Here is a 21,181-nt window from a genome sequence, read left to right as displayed (position 1 = left end):
TATGATATAAGTGTATTTTATAATAAAATATAAGTTATTTTATAAATTAAATAGTTTATTTTTTAAATATAAGTTATTTGCAACAAGTAAATATCAAATACTATATTGACAATAAAAATGCCTGGAACTAGAATATTGCTGTAAATATGATTTTTGAGAAAGGATTAATTTATGTTAGGTAAAAACAACAATAAGGAAAGAATTCGTAAAATGGAAATGCAGGCAAAGCAGGACCACTTCTCAATTAGAAAATTGACAATTGGTGCTGCTTCTGTTTTGCTTGGTTTTACATTCTTTGGCCTGAATAGCCAGACTGCCAAGGCTGACACTATTGATCCTGCAAAGGAAGAAATTAGTTCTGAAACGAATAAGTCCCAGACTGAATCTGATCAGACTGCAGACAAAGCAGATTCTGCAAACGCAAATAAACAAACGAGTTCGAAGAAGGAAGATGCTAATTTAAGTACATTTTCCGGTCTGAGTTCTTTTTTAAAGAGTACGGATACTGAAAATTCAACCACTTCTACCAAGGATTCTACAGCTAAAACTACTGATTCCAAGACTGATGGTCAAAAAGACAAGGAGAATACTGCTGATAACAATGCAAAGACTCCTGATAAGGATCAAAGTGCCACAAAGGATCCAGCTAAAGCTGATGGTGCAACAGATCAGGATAATTCAAAAACAAATAGTGCTGGAAAAACTGATTCTCAGACTCCCACATTAGTCGATAAAGATGCTAAGAGGGATGCTACTACTGGTACAGTTGCAAAGGTCACAAATTGGACACAGCTAAAAAATGCTTATAGTGATGCAAGCGTCAGCGAAATCGATATCATGAATAACATTTCTGCCGACAGTAATGGCTGGCATACTACTTTAGCTACAGTTCCGGGAAGGAAATTATTAATCAAATCCGCAGGAACTACAAAATATAAAATTGATTTTAAGCAGAATCATCCTGATTGTGATAAGAGAAATTCAACAGACATAACTTATGAAAATTTAGAGTTATGGAGTGCAGACTATTGGGGCGTTCTTTCCACTTATGGACTTTCTGGAACGGGAGGTTCCCAAAATGTTAATGTCAATATTAGATTTAAAAATGTTGATTATTACGGTTCACAGTTAATATATGCTCAAGCAAATACTCACATCTACTTTTATGGTACAAATCATATAAATACGATTAAAACACCTTATAATGGTGGACCAACTGAGTCTAACGACCAACAATTATTTGAGTTCAATGGCAAAAATTGCAGCGTTGAATTTGTAGATGGTGTATTTAATGGCTCAACATATGGTGGCAGTATGATCGAAATGACAGGTGATAATGTTTCTGTTAAAGTTGATCAAGGTGCCGTTGTTAATCTCACGCCCCTTGTAAATTATGACGCTTCTCGAACATATGGTGAACATTGGTATCCATTCTCCGTCATTTACATTAAAGGTAAGGGCAAAGTAGATGTTTCGGGTACGATAAATATTTTTATGGGCGATAACTCTACTTCACATCCATATCAAGGTAGTCGCAATAGCAACAAATGTAGGGCTATATTTTTAAAGGATAATGACTCCAGTTTTAATATTGGAACTAATGGTACAGTAAATGTCACTACTAACGGTAACATTAGTGATGCAGACAGTGGTAACCTTATTTATGATGCTGGTAATTTCACAATTAGACCAAAAGGGACCTTGAATGTCACTGGTAACGATATGGGTGACTATAGCGGAACATTAGTTTTAGTTAAGGGTAAAGCAGATATTGAAAACGGTGCTTTTAACATCAGTCTTGACGATTCCAAACCTGCAGGTCCTGGAAAAGGTGCCGGGACGGGTGCCGGAAAAGGAGCTATTACATTAGTAGACGTTCAGGGTGGTACCTTAATTGTCAATAACCCTACTTCATTAATTCTGAATGCGCAGGCTAACAAAAATCCTGACACCAGTATTATTGGTACAAATAACATTACTATAACTAACGTCCGGCAACAATTTGATCTTACTGGCTTGGGACTTGGAATTGACAAAGTCACTTTACCGCCATTTCATGTTTTAAATGTTAGAAAAAAACGGGGAGGAACCATTCTTGTAGACAAACTTGAGTTGCTGAATGGGAAAATGCCTCTAAATAATGAAAAATTACAGGAATTAATAACCAATGTAACGAATGCTGGTATTGATTATGATAAATTACCAACCGATGTGAAAGAATCTTTAACTGAAACTGCTAAGGGCAATAAAACTTTTGACGATCTCTTTATTGATATTATTCAAAGAGCTTTCAATAATAGTAAGAACTTTGGCTATAACAATATTGCCTTTATTCCTGCCAACCCAAGTGGCTTTCTGGATATTGACACTAGCAAGGTGACTGTCAAGAGAAATGACGATGGATCAAATACTATTACAGGTGCTGCAGGAAGCGTAATAGGTTATAACCCTGATACAGATGGTCCAGATGACCTTAAAGGCGATCCAAAAAACATTAAGAATCCGTTTAGTTTGGTTATGCCGGTAGCTACTAAAGCTTATATTGCCGCCAATATTATTGACGATAAGGGCAAAAAAATTCCGTGGCCAGATAAGGATGATAAGAATCATGGAGTTCCCAATCCTTATGCTGCAACTGATGATACGTATAGAGACTCTAAGAATAGCTCACTAAATCCGCTGCCAACCCAGTATGCTGCTGAGGTCAACAATGATGGTTCATTTACCTTTACCATTCCGGCAGATCAAACTGTCAAATTTAATAAAAATTATGGTATTGAATTATCACCTAGTGCTAACTTCATTGGCTATGATCCAACTGATACTTCAAAACCTGTCAGACAGAATTTGGATATTTTGACCTTGAGTGAAGTCCGTGATCAAGCAGCTAAGGCAATTACTGATGCAATTAATACTGCTAAAACGAATAAGCCAAATAATCTGACCGCCGATCAGAATAAGGCATTTAATGATGCGCTGGCTCAGGCTGCTGCTGCTGCTTCCAAGACCATTAATAGTGCTAACAAGTCAACTTCAGTCTATGACCCTAGTGCAGACTCAATTACTAAAGTAAATCAACGCAAAAATGATGCTTTAAAGATTATTAATGATGCCATTACAGCAGCACAAAATTCGGCTCAAGTTGAAACTGATAGGACTAGTGCCATCAATGCTCTGAATAACGAAGCAAGCAAGCAAGCTGGATACTATCCTTCACAATCGCAGACAATTAATGGCGCTAGGGATAGTGCAATTAGCCAAGTTAAGGCAGCACAAAATAGTACTGATGTTGCTAAAGCTAAGGATGACGGAATAAAGGCAATTGACAAGATTGGTCTTGACTATAAGAACACCGTGAAAACAGGTCTTAACCAGCAAATCGGTCAAGTAAAATCTGATATAGCTGACCTTGCTAAAGATGCTAACCTGAATAATACAGAAAAAGATGAAGTCAATGGCTTAATTGACAGGTTGAAACGTCCGGATGCAATCGTCGCTACTCAAGGTGACATCGATAAAGATACTAATGAAGCTTCAGTCAAAAATCACCAAAAAGAAGCTCAAGATACCATTGACGCTCTTAAGAATACTATCGCTGCAATTAAGAAATTACAGGCAGCAGCCAAAGATGAAATTGCCAAGCATAGTGACAAAACGACTGATATTCAGGATTCTTTAAATGATGCCGTACATAAAGTCATCAATGGTGACGATCCTGACGGTTCAAATGGTCTAGAAGCAATCAAACAAGTTTACGCAAATCAGGAAGCAGACGCTATTAATAAGGCAGCTGCAGCAGCTAAGAAGAGAGTCCAAAATTCTGGTCTTGCTCCTGCAGATCAAGTAGCTTACTTAAATGCAATTGATAATGCTGCTAAAGTAGCTACTGCCAAACCGGGTGATTCAAATTATGATGCTAATAAATCAATTTATGGTACCTCAGATGTTACAGGTATCGATCAAAGAGTAGCAGCAACGCAAACTGCTTTTGATAAGGCTGCTGCTAAGTCTGAAGTTTCAGGATATGCTGTTACTATCGAGGATAGTCTGTCGGTTAATTCAACCACCACTATCGCCAAAGCAATTAGTGACGGTTTGGCAAGTATTGATAATTCTGCTGACTCTAATGCAGTTGCAACTGCAGAGGATACTGCTAAAAAGAATGTGCTTAAAGCAATCTCCAAGCAGAAGTTAGTCGATGTTGAAGCAGATGTTGAAAATCAAATCAGCAATATTCCTGGTTTAACTGCTCAGAATATTGATGATGCTAAAACGCAGGCTCAGAAGATTTTAAGTAATAATACTAATCCACTGGGATATACTCAGAAGGTTGATCAAGCTGATTCACTTGCAGCAATTGACGGAGCCAGAAATGATGGTATTACAGCTCTTAACAATCTGTTGACTAAGCAGCAAGAGTTAGGTAAACGCAATAATCAACTAACTGATGCTGCCGCACAGATTAGGCAGAAACAACAGGATGCTGATAAAGCTATTGATGCTATAACAAATCTCAGTGACGCCGAAAAGGATTCATATCATAACCAAATTAAAAAAGTTGCAGATGACAGTATTAACGGTTTAAACAGCATTGACCCTTCAAAGGTTGATGATGCTGTTACAACAGCCAAAGGAAAGATAGACAGTATAGTCGCTGATGCCCAAAATAAGGGTAACAGTGTGATCAAAGATGCACGGGCAAAAGCTTCACAAGCAGTTGATGATGCAGCAAAGGCTGCTAAAGCTAAGATTGAAAGCATACCTGACAGTCAACTCAGTCAATCAAACAAAAAGCACTATGAAGATTTGATTGATCAGGATGCACAATCAGCTAAAGATAAGATTGCTGCAGCTCAAGATGAAGACAGTATCAAATCTGTTGTTCAGGACGGTGAAAACAATATTACCAGGGACTTGAACGATGCTCTGGTTTCTGCAGCACGTGCCAAAGCAATATCTGATTTACAAACTGCTAAGAATGAAGCCAGAGAGACCATTTCTACCGCTCATGATAAAGAATCACTTAACGACAAAGACTGGGTAGATAAATTAGACCAGATTGACAATGCCTATGATCAAGCTGTTCAGGCTGTAACGGGCGACTTTAATGTTTCAGATATTAATAATGATGCGGATAAAGGCAAAAAGAGTATCCAAAGTATAGTTGACAGTATCTCGGATAACGAAGCCACACAAGCTTTAGCAAAACAGCGTCAGGATGCTATTAATAAACTAAAAGAAGCTCGCGATAATGCGAATACCCAAATAACTACTGATCCTAATTTAAGCGTTACCGAAAAGAACGATTACTATAACCAAATCTCAAATGCCTTTAATAATGCTCAGTCGGCTATTCAAGCAGCAGGCAAAGACGATATTGATACTGCTCTTACCAATGGCACTAGGAAACTGACTGAGATTCAGGAAGCTGCAAACTTGCAATCTGCCAAGGATCAAGCTCTAAATGACTTGCTTACTGAGAGAAGCAAAATTAGAGAGCAAATTGGCAATATGGATCAAGTTACAAGTGCCAATAAGAACGATTTACGAGCTAAAGTTGACGAGCAATACAATCAAGCAGTCAAGAATATTAACTCTGCAAGTACATCTTCTATCCAACAAGTTACCCAAGCAGCTCAACAAGGCAAAGCAGCTATTGATGATGTCATCAGTGATTTAAACATTAATAAAGTTATTAACAAGCAAAAACTTGATGATTATGCTCAAAAAGCTATTGATCGCATTAGCAACTCAACCGATATTACTCAAGCTGTGAAGGATTCCACTATTGCTGGAATTAAAGCTGCTCGTGATGAGGCGAAGGCTAATGTCGATAAGGTCGATAAGCAAGAAGATATCCCAGCTTCTAATCTTGCAGAACAAAATGGTGAACTGGCAATTGACGCGGCTGCTGCCAAAGGCAATGGCCTTGAAGGATATAAGAACAGCACAATTGATCAAATTTCTACTGCTGCAGCTAATGCCACTTCACGTTTGCAAGGAATTTATAATGGACTTAACGATGATGATAAGGCAAAAGTTAAGGACGTATTTGATCAGGCCAACAATGCTATTCAGCAGGCTTCCACCACAGCAATTGCAAACGTTAAGAAGGCTACTAATAAAGATCAGGTAGATGGCTATACTAAAGATGCAATAGCTGCTATTAATAAGGCAGAAACAGGTGCAGACTTAGCTGCTGCCAAAGCTGCCGCAATAACTGCAATTAATGAAGCAAGTACTAAAGCAAATACCCAATTAACAAATAAGAAAGATCAGGACGCAGTCAAAGCTGTTACGAATCTTGGTCAAAATGACATTAATGCTGCCAGTGATATTGCAACTGTTAATAAGATCAAAGGCAACACTATTCAAAGCATACAAAACATTCTTGATATTGCTGCCTCTCAGCAAGCTGATCAGATTAGAAATCAACGGGATGAAGCACTGCAAGAGCTAAAGGATACTTTAGACGGGAAGGACGATCTTGCTGGAGTTCGTGATCAAATTAATAGACTGAATGATTTAACTGACGATCAAAAGACTGCTTTCACAAAACAAGCTGTAGACGCATATAATCGTGCTGTTGCTAAGGTCAGCGGAGCGTCTAAAGATCAAATTGAAAACGAAAAGAATGCGGGCTTAGTCAACATTAATCAGGCATTGACAGATGCTAAGCTGCAAGCTGCCAAAAACAAGGCTAAATCAGATTTGGATCAAGCAGCATCTGATGCTGGTAAAAATGATCCTAACGACAAGGATTCAATCAATAACGAGCGTGACAAAGCCAAAGACAAAATTGATCAGGCTAAAAATACCGATGAAGTCAATAAAGCTAAAGATGAAGGCCAAAATGCTATTAACGGTATTGAGCAGACAGGCAAGGATACTCAACTTGCCAATGATAAAGTTGCAGCAAAAAATGATCTGAAAAATGCTGCAGACAAGCTACAACAAAAGATTGATCAAGACCTAGCTGATAAGAAACTGGGTCAAGACCAATATGATGATTTAAAAGAAAAAATTGATCAGGCTCGTAAAGATGGTGAGACCAGGATAAACTCAGCCAAAGATAAGGATAGTTTGACTGGTGCCCAGAGTCAGAACAACAATGATCTCAATAATATCAGTACTGATATTGGTAAAGAAGAATCATTGACCAATGCTTTAACTCAGCTGCAAGATGCCGTCAATAAGGCTTCTGCTGCGGCAGACGGAATTGCTAAGGACAATAAAGATCTGGCTGAGCAAATGAGAGAACAGATCAAATCTGAACGTGATAAAGCTGCTCAAATCATTCAAAATGCTAAAAATGATGCACAAGACCCTAATAATGCTATGAATACGGCTGCACAAGATGGTGTAAAAGCGATTACTGGCTTAACTGACCGTTATGAAGCTAAGAATGACGCTATCAATAAGTTAAAGGGCTATGCAGAAACTGTAAAGAAGGGTCTGCAAGGCAATAATCTTGATGCTAATGAAATTAGTCAAGGTGAAAGTGCTATCAATACTGCTTTGCAAAATGCAACCAGCAACATTTATGGTGCTAAAGATACTGACAATTTAGATGATATTGAAGGAGCCGGAGAAAAGGCCATCGACCAAGCTAAATTGCCAAGCGATCTGCTAGCTGAAAAGAACAAGCAGATTGCAGCTATCGATGACTATGTCAAAAATAAAGGTGATATTAGTTCAGTTGCTACTAATTTAACTAATGATCAAAAGGCTGATTTGCAAAAGCAGCTCGATCAAGTAGTGCAAAACACTAAAGACAAGATTGGCAGTGTCAAATTACCTGATAACCCAACTCAGTCTGACTTAGAAGCCGCAAAGAAGAAGTTGGCTAATATCGAACAGGGTGTTCCAGAAAATAATGAAGCACTTAACTTCGGTCAAGCAGGCGTAGATAATGTTTACGATGTAGCTAAGAACAGAGCGGATATCTATCAAGCTAAGCAAGATGCTATTAAGCAGTTACAAGATATCCAGGATCAAGCTAATAAGAAGATTGAAGATTCTGGCTTGTCAGGAACAGATCAAGAAGCTGAAAGACAAAAGATCAAGGATATCATTGACAAGAGTAAGACTGATGTTAATAATATTCCTGATAAAAAAGATGGTAAAGACAGGACCGCTGATGATGTCAAACAAGATGCTGCAGCTATAGTTAATAAGGCCAAGAATGGCTATAAAGATCCTACAACTGGAGAACAGATGCCTGGTACTTCAAGTGTTATTGATCAAGCAGCTCTTGCTGGTGCTAAAACCAAGGCAGAAGGTTATTTGAAAGAAAAGCAGAATCAGGCTCATGATATCATTAACAAATCTCAGTTAACCGATTCCGAAAAGCAGGAAGCTAACCAAGCTATCGATGATGCTTATAATACTGAAAAGAAAAACATTGAAGCTATTACTGACCTTGATACAGTTCCGAAAGATAAGGATCACGTTGGAACTAGCATTGATAAGATTTGGCAGAATTCTTCTGAATGGGTTGTTAAAGATAAACAGAATGCTACAGTCGGCACTAATGGTTTACAAAGTGAATATGATAAATTAACTAGTGACCAGAGAGCAAATTCAGACTATCAAGACTATATTAAAGATATAATTGCAGGTCTTGCCGATATCAACAAAGCTGACAATATTCCGGATATTAGTTCTGCATACAATCAAGGCATTACAGCTTTGAACAAACTCAAAGCTAAGGAAGAAATTAAGAACGCTGCTGATAAGGCTAAAACTGAGATTATCAATAATAAAGATATCGATAGTCAAACTAAGTTGGACCTCATTAATAATGTTAATGAACATGTTAAAGAAGGTAACGAAGCAATTGATCAAGTTAATGCTCCTAGTGATGATCCTGCCGGTAAGAAGACTAATATTGACAAGGCTGCTAACACAGCTAAAGGTGATATTCAAGTTGAGGTCAATAAGGCAATTGATGCCAGCAAGAAGAAAGCTGATCAGGAAGTTGCTGATAAAGCAATAGAAGCTATCGATAAAATTCATAAAGAATTTGGTGATAACGCTGATACTTCTTCAATCCAAAATGCTTTTAATAAACATAAAAACACGGAGGGCAATTCTTATGATGAAATTCAAAAGAATAAGCTTGAAGCCGAAAAAGAAATTGCTAAGGGTGCCGTTGATGATGCTGCTAAGAATGCCAAAAAAGATGTCGACAATAATAAGGGCAAGCACCAAGATGGCAGTGATTTAACTAATGATGAAAAACAAAAGATCAAGGATGAGATTGATCATCAAAAAGATAATGCCAAAGATAAGATAGATCACGCTGGTAGCGGAGACGATATTGACAAGAATCGTGATAACGGTATAGATGTCATTCATCAGGATAGCTCCGATCCAACAACAATTGATAAGGTTATTCACGGCGGCGATAATAATGGTAATGGTGGAAACACTGAAAACATTAGCAACGGTGGAAACACTGGTGGCGGTTCTACAGTAACTCCAGGACCTGGAAATAAACCAGGAACTGGCTCAGTTGATGCAGGTAAAGACAAGCCTCAAAATGGTGATGATGTTGATTTGTCTGATTCATCACAAGTCAAATTGATGCATAATGCATACCTGTATGATGAAAATGGCAAGCGTGCTAACCAGATCACTTTAGGTGTTGGTTCAATAGTTACTGTTTATGGCACACAAACGATCAATGGTAAAGAATACTACGTCTTAGTTGATCAAGGTGCTAAGAATAAGAAGTACTTTGTTGCTACAGCAAATGTATTGGCTACTAGGCAAAAATTGACTCACAATGCTTATATTTACAATCAATTTGGCAAGCGAGTTAAGAAGACAGGCGTTTACAAGAAGGGTCAACTGCTAAATACCTATGGCGCAGTCGTTAAGATCCGTGGTAAGAGATACTTTACTATTGGTAAGAACCGCTTCGTCAAAGCCGCAAATGTTAAGATAGTAACTTCTGCAAAATCAGCCAATGAAGAAGTTGCGCCAACGAATACCAATACTACTGAACAACCTGTTGTCACTGTTGCTAAGAGCTTAAAGCATAATGCTTACCTTTATGATGAAAACGGCAGGCGTGCAAATAAGCTGATCTTCAATGCAGGTTCAGTTGTTGAAACTACTGGTAAGAAGACAATCAATGGTCAGAAATACTATGCTTTGCCTGATGGACTTTATATAGCTAGTGGTAATATTGATGCCAAGAAATTAAAGCTGAAGCATAATGCTTATATATACAATAAGTATGGTCATCGTCTAGGCAAGAAAGTACTCAAGAAGCGTAAATCCGTGAATACATACGGTAATCCAGTCAAAATTGGTCATAAAAAATACTACACATTAAGTAAAGGGAGGTTCGTTAAGAAAGCAAACTTTTAATTATTAAAAACTCTAGAATTTACAGCTTAAATATCACAAAAGAAGTGTCACATTTGTGGCACTTCTTTTGCATTTTCAAATCATCTATAGTTTTAGAAAAAGAGGGGCTGAGTCTCCTCCTTTTTTCTGCGAGAAAAACTCTAGCAGGCATATCTTCCATACTATCTAAATATCTAAGCAAGTCCGAAAAAAGTTATATTTACTTAATTGACTATGTTAATCAGATCACAAACATATTCATGTATATATAGTACAAATTATATTTTGTATATTATATATAAATATGTTTATAAAAACAGTAAAATTAATTTATATTTAAAATAAACATTTTATTTCTATTGATTAAATTATTGTTATTTATATATATATTATACTTATTGAATCAGCATAAAACTTAAAATTAAGGTTATTTTATATTATATTTTTTTGAATTTCATTACCTATTAAAATGCATAATAGTGTTACTAAATTGACAGTAAAAATAACAGGACTTACAATTAATATGTAATCATAATTTCGAGAAAGGATTATTATGCTAGGTAAAAATAATAATAAGGAAAGAATACGTAAAATGGAAATGCAGGCAAAGCAAGACCACTTCTCAATTCGTAAATTGACTATTGGTGCTGCTTCTGTCTTACTTGGTTTTACATTCTTTGGCTTAAGCAATCAAACAGTTAAAGCTGATACAGTTGATCCAGCAAGTGAAGAAGTAGATTCCCAAACTAATGGAAATGAAACAACTAATACTGAACAAACTGCGACTAAGGCAAAAACTGCAACTACACAAAAGCAATCATTTCAAGATAATACGAAGCACGATTTAAGCACTTTTTCTGGCTTAAGTTCATTTTTAAAAGATAGTGACTCAAAGACTAGTCACAGTTTTGCAACTGGTCAAGCAGAATCAGAAAAGACAATGCCCGAGTCGACGAATAATTCTGATCAACAGTCTAGTCATAATCAGGATACCGCTGCTGACTCATCCGCTAAAGGTGATACAACAAAGCCTGTCGATTCAACAGCTGCAGTGGCTAATGATTCAAATGCTGCTGAAAACACAGAAATAAATACTAGGGATGCTAGTGTAGCACAGGTCCATACCTTTGATGAGCTTATAGGTGCGTTTCAAAATGATAGTATTTCAGAAATTGACGTTATGAACGATATTACTGACGGACCAGAGAATGGATCACAAGCGTTCTACTTTTACGGCAGGAAAATGCTCATTAAATCCGCTGGTGACAGTAGTACTAGGTATAAAGTTGATTTGAAAGGTAACCATCTCCAATTAAATAGTGGCAGTACGCAGGATTTAGATATAACCTACGACAACCTTGACTTATGGAGTGCAGATATCTGGGGCGTCATCATGACTGATGATTACAACCAAGATGGTCATTTTTCAAAAATCACATTCAATAATGTTAATTTCCATGGTTCGCAAATGGTTCACTGTGGAAATAATACTAAAATTTACTTTACAGGAACAAACTACGGGGAAGTAACGCATACACCTTATCCAGGAATTACCATTTCAAGTGGTGATGTTCAACAACTTTTTGAATTTACTGGTTCAAATAATTCACTTGATTTTAGTGGGACTTTTACTGGTAAAACCGTTGGTGGTAATGTGATAGAAATGGCGGGTAACAACAATGTTGTTAACATTGAAAAGAACGCTAAGGTATCACTTTCACCGCGGATCTATATTCCTAATAATAGCTTAGGCTCTAACGCTGCTGAGCATACCGGGCTTCCTTTAGCTATCGCCATGTTAGGCAATAATGAAGCCGTTAATGTTGATGGTGAGCTGAATATCACAACTGGTAGCGATCACTATAATGGTACAAATGATAACGATCAATCCAGTGCAATCCTGATCAATGATGGCAACTCCGTTTTCAACATTAATAGTGATGCGAAAGTCAATATTACTACTAATGGTGATATAGCTAATAACTGGGGCAACAGAAACCTGATTTATGATGGTGGTAATTTTAACATTCTGCCAAGGGGATCGTTAAACATTAATGGTTCAAATATGGGCGACTATTCTGGTACTTTGGTCCTAATTAGGGGTACGGCCAATATTGAAAACGGTGGTTTTAACATCATTCTTGGAAAGCCAGGTCCAAATGGTAGATACGTAGATGGCGGTAATGGCCAAATACTTTTGGTAGATGTGCAAGGCGGAAAATTATTTGTTAATAATCCTACCTCATTAATTTTGAATGTCCAGGGCAATACCAATCCTGCTACGAGTATTATCGGCACCATGCCGATTACCTTAACAAATGTGCGTCAGCAGTTTGATTTGAGCTCAACGCAAACTGGGGTTGGTAAAGTAACATTGCCACCATTTCACGTTTTAACTGTTAGGAAAACTGACAATACAATTGCAGTCGATAATATTGAGTTGCTTAATGGTCAAGAAAAGCTAACAGCAGATAAATTAGCAGAAATTAAAGCACAGGCTGCTAAGGCTCATATTTCACTTGATAAATTACCAGCTGACGTTCAGAATTCCTTAGCTGATGGTATTAAGAACGGTTGGACTTACGATCAAATCTTTTCGGATATTATTCAAAAAGCATTCAATAATAGCAATAATTTTGGCTATAACAACATTAGTTTTATTCCGGCCAATCCAAGTGGCTTTTTAGATATTGATCCGGGAAAGGTCAAAATCACTAGAAAAGATGATGGCTCACAAACAATTTCCGGTGAGGCAGGTAGCGTAATTAATTATAATTCTGCTACTGATGGACCAGATTCAGATCCAGAAAATTTGAAAAACCCGTTTAGTTTGATTTTACCTGTTGCCACTAAAGCATATATTATAGCCAATTTAATTGATAGTATGGGTGTAAAAACTGCATGGACACCAAAGGATCAAAATGGTAAAAATATAATCGACAATCCATACGCACAAACAAAAGACACCACTAGAGATTCAAGCAACAGTTCTTTAAATCCTTTACCAACACAATTTGCAACAATTGTAAATGATGACGGTTCGTTTAGTTTTACTATTCCAGCCGATCAAACGATTAAGTTTGATAAAGGCTACTCTATAGAATTAACTCCAAATGCTAACTTTGTTAGCTATGATCCGTCTAGTGTTGCTGCTGGACGTCGTCCAATAATTAAAAACTTGGATATTCTAACTTTAACAGATGCGCAAGATCAGGCTGCTAAGGCAATCACTGATGCTATTAGTGATGCAAAAATAAACAGGCCTAATAATTTATCTGATGCACAGATCAAAGAGTTTAATGATCAGCTAGATAAAATTGCTTCGGCTGCATCTAAGACAATTACTTCCGACAACGAAAAAACTTCGGTTTATGCTTCAAGTGCTAACACTTTAACAGAGGTTAACAATCGTAAGAATGCTGCCCTTGATGCAATTAAGAATATCGTAAGTCAGGCACAAAATTCTTCAACGATTGAGGCATCTCGTAATAATGCAATTACAAATTTAAATAATGAAGCCACGTTGCAGTCAAAGAGATTTCCTACAATGACGGATGCGATTAATGCTGCACGTGATAAAGCAATTAATACTATTAAAGGTATTCAAGCTGATAAAGATATTACTGAAGCAGAGAAGAATGGCATCAATGCGATTGATCAAGCTGCTTATGGTTATAAGAAGAGTATTGAAACTGATCTTAAGCAAAAAATTGATCAAGTCTATGTTGACGCTTACAAACTAGCAAACGATCCTAACTTGAGTAAAGAAGAGAAGGATGAAATAGTTAATTTACCTACTCGTCTGGCTCGTGCTCAGGCTATCGCTCAACCAGAAGGCGATATTGAAAAAGATCTTGACCAAGTATCAGTAGATGGGCACCAAAAAGAAGCACAAGGTATAATTGATAAAGTTAATAAAACAATTCAAGCACTGAAAGACTTACAAGCTGTTGCTCAAGATGAAATTAAAAACCATGCCGATAAGACTACAGAAATAAAGGATTCCTATAATAAAGCAGTTCACGACATTATCACTGGTGATGATCCTGATGGTTCTAAGGGTAAGGAGTCTATTAAGGATATAAATGCTGATCAAGAAGCAAGCAAAATTAATGCTGCAGCAGCTGCTGCCAAAGAGCGAGTACAGAATTCAGGCATTAGTTTAGATCAACAAACTCCTTTACTAGACGCAATTGATCAAGCAGCAGAAGTTGCAACTGCTAAACCAGGAAGTGCTAAGTATGATGAGCAAAAGTCAATTTATGGCACTTCTGACGACACTGCGATCAAACAAAGAGAAGCAGCTGCACAAACTATTTTTGATCAAAATGCTGCAAAAGCTGAAATTTTGGGATATGCAAATGCTAATGAGAGCTCGCTAGGCATTCCTTCAAACTCTGAAATCGAAAAAACGGTAACTGATGGTTTAACCAATATTGATCAAGCCAGCGATTCTGCTACTGTTTCGACAACCGAGGAGTCAACTAAGCGGTCAATTTTAAGACAGCTTTCTAAGATTAAACTTGCCCAAGTTGAAAGTAATATTGAAAGCCAATTGCGTAGCTTGCCAGGCTTGTCAGCAAATGATATTGACGATAGTGTAGCAAATGCACAGAAACTGCTCAATAATTCAAGCACTCCTCTTGGCTATAACCAGCGGATTGATCAGGCAGATAGTTTAACTGCAATTGATTCAGCGCGTAATGATGGTATCAATGCCTTAAACAGCTTACTGGCTTCAGCTAAAGCTAAGGGTGAACGTAACCAGTCCTTAGATGATGCTATCAAGCAGATCAGACAAGCGCAAACAAATGCTGATAACCAAATCGATCAAACCAACAATCTGACTGCTGAACAAAAGAAAGCATATCATGATCAAATCAGCAAGGTAGTTAATGATAGTATTGATACCTTAAACAAGGTCGATAGTTCTAAAATCGCTGAGACAGTCACTAACGCTAAAAACAGTATAGATAATATTGTAAGCGATGCTCAAGGAACTGCCAATAAAGAGGTAGAAGAAGCTAGAACCAAGGCAGCTCAAGACGTTGATACAGCTGTTAATGATGCAAAAGCTAAAATTGAAAGCATTGATGATAGTCAACTCAGTCCTTCAAATAAGAAGTATTATGAGGACCAAATTGATCAAGATGCCCAGGCTGCGAAGGCCAAAATTGCTTCAGCTCAAAATGTATCTGATATCACTTCGGCTAAGCAAGATGGTCAAAACAATATTCTAAAAGATTTAGGTGCTGCTCAAATCACGGCCACTAAGGCGCAGGCAATTAGCAAACTTCAACAGGCCAAGGCTAATGCCAAAAATACTCTTGCAAATTCTCATCTTGATCCGGCAATAGTTCAAGCAAAACAGGATCAGATTGATGCAGGTTATGATCAAGCAATCCAGGCGATCACTAATGACCATACAGTAACTGATATTAACACTGATGCTCAAACAGGAATTGATGCCATTAATTCTGTTATTAATTCCCTTTCTCCTGATCTCGAAGCTCAGGCCTTAGAACAACAGCGTCAAACTGCAATTGGAAAATTAAAAGATGCGCGTGATTCTGCAAGCAGTCAGATTACTAATGATCCTAATTTAGGAGTAACCGAAAAGAATGACTACTATAATCAGATTACCAATGCCTTCAATCAGGCTCAAACTGCCATTCAAGGTGCAAGTAAAGATGATATAGATGCAGCATTAACTAAAGGTAAAAATGATTTAGCAAACATTCAAGCTGCAGCGAACTTGCAATCTGCAAAAGACCAGGCTTTAACAGCTCTAATGGATGAGCGCAATAAAGTAAAAGAGCAAATTGGCAATATGGATCAGATTACCAGTGCCAACAAAGATGAATTGCGTGCAAAAGTGGATGCTACATATGATATTGGTGTTAATGGCATTAATGATAAAAGCACCACTACCAATGAGCAACTTAATAAAATTGTCCAAAATGGTAAGTCATCAATTGATGATGTGATTAGTGACGTAAATGTTAATAAGATCCTTAATAAGCAAAAGCTTGATGATTATGCACAAAAGGCGATTGACCGAATTAATAGTTCGTCAGATATTACAAATGATGCCAAGACCACAACTATTAATAACATTACATCTGCACGCGATAATGCAAAATCAATAATTGATTCTACAAATGCTGTCTCTGATGCTAATACAGCTGAGAAAAAGGGCGAATCAGCTATTGATGCTGCAGAAGCTGCAGGTAATGGTTTTAATACATCTAAAACTGATACTAAAAATAATATTGCCAATGCTGCAAGCAGTGCCAAGAATCGTTTAAGTGACATTTATAGCAAATTATCGAATGACCAAAGAAATGAAGTAAAAAAGCAATTTGATGATGTAATTAGTCAGCTTGAGTCAATCCCAACGGATGCAAATAGTAAAATTGACGCAGCCACAAATAAAGAACAACTAACTGGAATTTATCAAGATGCATTAAATAAAATTAATAACATTGAATCTGCTGCCAAGTTAGCTAGTGATAAAGTTGTCGCCACTGATTTGATTAAAAATACAGCATACGCGGCTCGAGCTAAACTAAATGATTCACGAGACCAAAATGCAGTTTTTGCAGTGGCTGATTTAGGCATTAAAGATATTGGCGCGGCCAATGATAGCGCTACAGTTGAAAAAATCAAAAATAATACCTTACAGGGAATTAGTAACGTAGTTGCTAATGCAAGTAAGAGTGATGCAGAGGATATTCGTAACCAAAGAGATCAAGCAATTAAAGAACTTGATAAAGCTCTTGGAAAAGGCTCAACTGATACCGGTGTTCTGCCAGAAATTAATGGGTTAACTGGTTTAACTTCAGATCAGTTAGCTAAGTTTAAACAGCAAGCACAGGATGCTTATGATCATGCCGTTTCAAGCATCAGTGGCGCTCTAGCAGAGAACATTGATACAGAAAAGAATACCGGTCTAAGCAATATTTACCAGGCCTTGTCTGATGCTAAACTGCAAGCAGCTAAAAATAAGGCAAAATCTGCTTTAGATGATAAAGCCCAAACTTCAATTGCTAGTGACGCTAATGATAAATCTACGATTGAAAGCGAGCGGGATAAAGCAAAAGAAAATATTGATAAAGCTCAAAATCAAGATGATGTGCAAAAGGCTCAAGATGAGGGTAATAAAGCAATAGAAGCGATTGTTGATACAGCAAAGGATACCAGCCTCACTAACGCTAAGACATCTGCTAAAAATGATTTTGATAATTCAACAAATAAATTACAACAGCAAATTGATCAAGATTTGGCCGATAAAAAATTAGGTCAAGACCAGTATAATGATTTGAAGAATAAAATTGATCAACTTCGCCAGTCTGGTGAAACCAGAGTTAACTCTGCTACCAACCAGGACCAATTGTCTGATGCTAAAGGTCAGAATAATGCTGATTTGAATAAAGTTAATAATGAGATTGTCAAGGCAGAATCTGTCAATAACGCATTAACTAAGTTGCAAGATGCAGTGAACAAGGCAAATGAAGCTGCAGATAAGATTGCTAAAGATAATCCTAGTTTGGCAGATCAGATGAGAGATCGCATTAAGTCAGAACGTGATAAAGCTGCTCAAAATATTCAAACTGCTCAAAACAATACGACTGATGCAAATAGTGCAATTAATCAAGCAGCGCAAGCTGGTAATGATGCAATTAGTGGCTTAACTCAGCGATTCGAAGAAAAGAACAAACAAATTAATACTCTGAAAGAATATGCTGAAGCTGCTAAGACAAAATTGCCAAGTTCAGGACTTGATCCAACGGAAATAAGTCAAAATGAAGCTGCAATAAATGACGCAATGCAAAAAGGCATTAGCGACTTATATGGCGCTGATGATAATGCAAACTTAAGTCAAGTTGAAAAAGCTGGTGAGGCCGCTATAGATCAAGCAGGTATTCCAGCCAATGTACTAAGTGAAAAGAACAAACAAATTGCTGCTATTGATAAGTATGTCAAAGATAAGGGCAGTATTGGTCAAGTTGCAAGTCATTTAACTGATCAACAACAGGCTGACTTACAGGATCAACTTAATCAGTTGGTTCAAAAGACTAAGGATGAAATTAGTAAAGTTGTTTTACCAAGCAGTCCGACAACAACGGATCTCGAAAATGCTAAACAAAAATTGCAAAACATTGAGAAGGGTCTGGATAGCGAGGGACACTCAACCAATTTAGGTGAAACTGGGATTGACCAGCTTTACCAAACAGCCCAAAATAAAGAAGAAATCTATCAAATTAAGCAAAATGCTATTAATAATCTTCTTGAGCAAAAAGCAGAAGCTGATAAAAAACTTGAAGGCTCTGGCTTAGTAAACTCTGATTTACAAAAGCAAAAACAGAGGCTTCAAGATATTTATGATCAGAGCAAGGCAAAGATTAACGCAGTTCCGACAACAGATAAGAACGGAAATGATCGTTCTAGTGCTGACATCCAAAAAGACGTTGATCAGATTGTTAACAATGCAACCCAAGGATATTCTGATAACAATTCTGGCAGTCACATTCCTGGCTTTGCTGATGTCGAAAAAGATACTAATCTTGCTGCTGCCAAAGCAAAGGCAGAGGATATTTTACAAAGAAAATATTCAACAACTCACAACATTATTGGGTCATCTCAACTAACTGCTGATCAAAAGAAAGCATTAAACAAGATAGTTGATGATCTATATGCAAGTGAAAAAGCAAGTATAGAACAACAAACTGACATTAACAAAATTCCGACTGACGAAAATCAAATTGGTACTAAATTAACTGATACTTATCAAAATACTTCTGAATGGTTTGATTATAATCAAGCTAATGCCTTGAAGGGTGCCGGAAATGAAATAACAGGCCTAGAAGCTGGATACAATGGCTTAACTGAAGCACAAAAAGCCAATCCTGATTATCAAAGGAACATTCAAGCTATCCAGGATGCAATTGATGCAATTAAGCATTCGACCAACATTGGCTCTACATCTCAAGCGTATAGCAATGGAATCAATGCCTATAATGAGCTAATGGGTAAAGAAAAAGTTAATGATTTGTTCAATAAGGCAAAGGACAAGCTTAACAATATAGATAGTCTACTTCCTCAGGATAGAGATCATTTCAAAAATAGACTTGATGGCATACATGGAAGTATAGATAGTGTGCTTACTCAAGATGCTCAAGCTGACGCATCTTACGAGAATATTGCAAATCAGATGAACCATGATATAGACATGGCAAGGCAAGCAATTGATCAGTTAATGCAGCAAGCATTATATGCAGTTAAGAGTTCTGCTAATAGGGATGTTGAGGCTGAATACAAAGGTGCAGTTGCCCAGAACCAGAAATATTTTGGTGATTCCGCATGGATTTATGCAACTAATAGTGAGCATGACAAATATAAAGATATCTCTGGTAATTCTTATGATGAAGTTCTGAATAATAGAATAACTGGGATACGGGAGATTGCCAAAGCTGCTGTCTCAGATGCTGCTACTAATGCTAAGAAGAAAATTGATAATAACAGGGTCAAGCATGAAAACGGTGATAACTATACTGACGATGAAAAAGCTGCAATTAAGACTGAAATCGACCGCATTTTAGCTGATGCTCAGGAAAAGATTAATCAAAATAATACTTTAACTGATATTGACGGCAAGCGTGACGATGGTATTGAAGCGATTAATAAGGCTTCATCAGATTCAACTGTCATTGATAAGATTATTAAAGATAGTGCCAACAGCAATAATAATGGCAATAATAACGGAAACAATACCAATAATAATTCTGACAACAATGGCAGCAATTCTAATTCTGATAGTAATGGTAGTACTTCATCTATTCCTATTAACCCTGTTAATCAACCATCAACTGATAAACAAAATGGAACAAATGGTGCGCCAAATGATTTAGGCGAAAGCACTAATGTGACCTTAATGCATAATGCATATCTCTATGATAATTCTGGCAAACGTGCTAACAAAGTTACACTCGGTGCCGGTTCAATCCTTACTACTTATGGTACAGTTTCTATTGGAGGCCGTGAATACTATGTACTAGTTGACACACATGATAACAATAAGAAGTATTATGTTGCTGCAACAAATGGCCAGGCCACTAAGCAAAAAGTGGTCCATAATGCATATATTTATAACCAGCTAGGTAAACGGGTTAAGAAGACTGGCGTTTACAAGAAGGGTCAACTGCTTAATACGTTCGGTGGAGTCGTTAAGATTCGTGGTAAAAGATATTTCACTATTGCAAAGAACCGCTTTGTCAAAGCAGGAAATGTAAAATTAGTAACTGCTACGGGATCAGCGGGTGAAGAAGTTGCTGCAGCAACTATTAATGCTGCAGTTCAAACTGTTGAGACTACGACTAAGAAACTAATGCATAATGCTTATCTATATGATGAAAATGGCAAGCGTGCTAACAAGTTAATTATCAACTTGGGTTCAGAAATTGAAACAGTTGCTAAGAAAACTATTAGCGGTAAAACCTATTACGTTTTAACAGATGGATTGCTTGTAAATAGCGGCAATATTGATGCCAAGAAATTAAAGCTGAAACATAACGCCTATATATACAATAAGTATGGTCATCGTTTAGGTAAAAAAGTTTTGCGTAAACATAAAGCTGTTAAGACTTATGGCAATCCAGTCAAAATTGGTCATAAAAAGTACTTTATTATAGCTAAAGGAAGGTTTATCAAGAAGGCAAACTTCTAATAAACTTTGCTTAAATACAATATATTCATATAAGATGAAAGAAGCATCATAATTGATGCTTCTTTTTGCATAGCATAAATCCAATTAAACATAACA

The 21,181-nt window shown here is 37.0% G+C and carries 2 protein-coding genes; both read left to right on the top strand.

Annotated elements, in window-relative coordinates:
- Window positions 1–171: 171 nt before the first annotated feature.
- The gene (locus AAA926_RS02345) at window positions 172–10,380 is read left to right on the top strand and encodes an SLAP domain-containing protein (RefSeq protein ID WP_338211732.1); all 10,209 of its coding nucleotides are present in this window, start codon (window positions 172–174) and stop codon (window positions 10,378–10,380) included.
- Window positions 10,381–10,912: 532 nt separating this feature from the next.
- Complete coding sequence (locus AAA926_RS02340; RefSeq protein WP_338211731.1) at window positions 10,913–21,085, top strand: SLAP domain-containing protein; 10,173 nt, start codon at window positions 10,913–10,915, stop codon at window positions 21,083–21,085.
- Window positions 21,086–21,181: the final 96 nt, after the last annotated feature.

Origin of the sequence: Lactobacillus juensis (assembly GCF_036246285.1) — a bacterium.
In the GTDB taxonomy this organism is placed as follows: domain Bacteria; phylum Bacillota; class Bacilli; order Lactobacillales; family Lactobacillaceae; genus Lactobacillus; species Lactobacillus juensis.
This window is presented reverse-complemented; position numbering and strand designations above follow the sequence as displayed.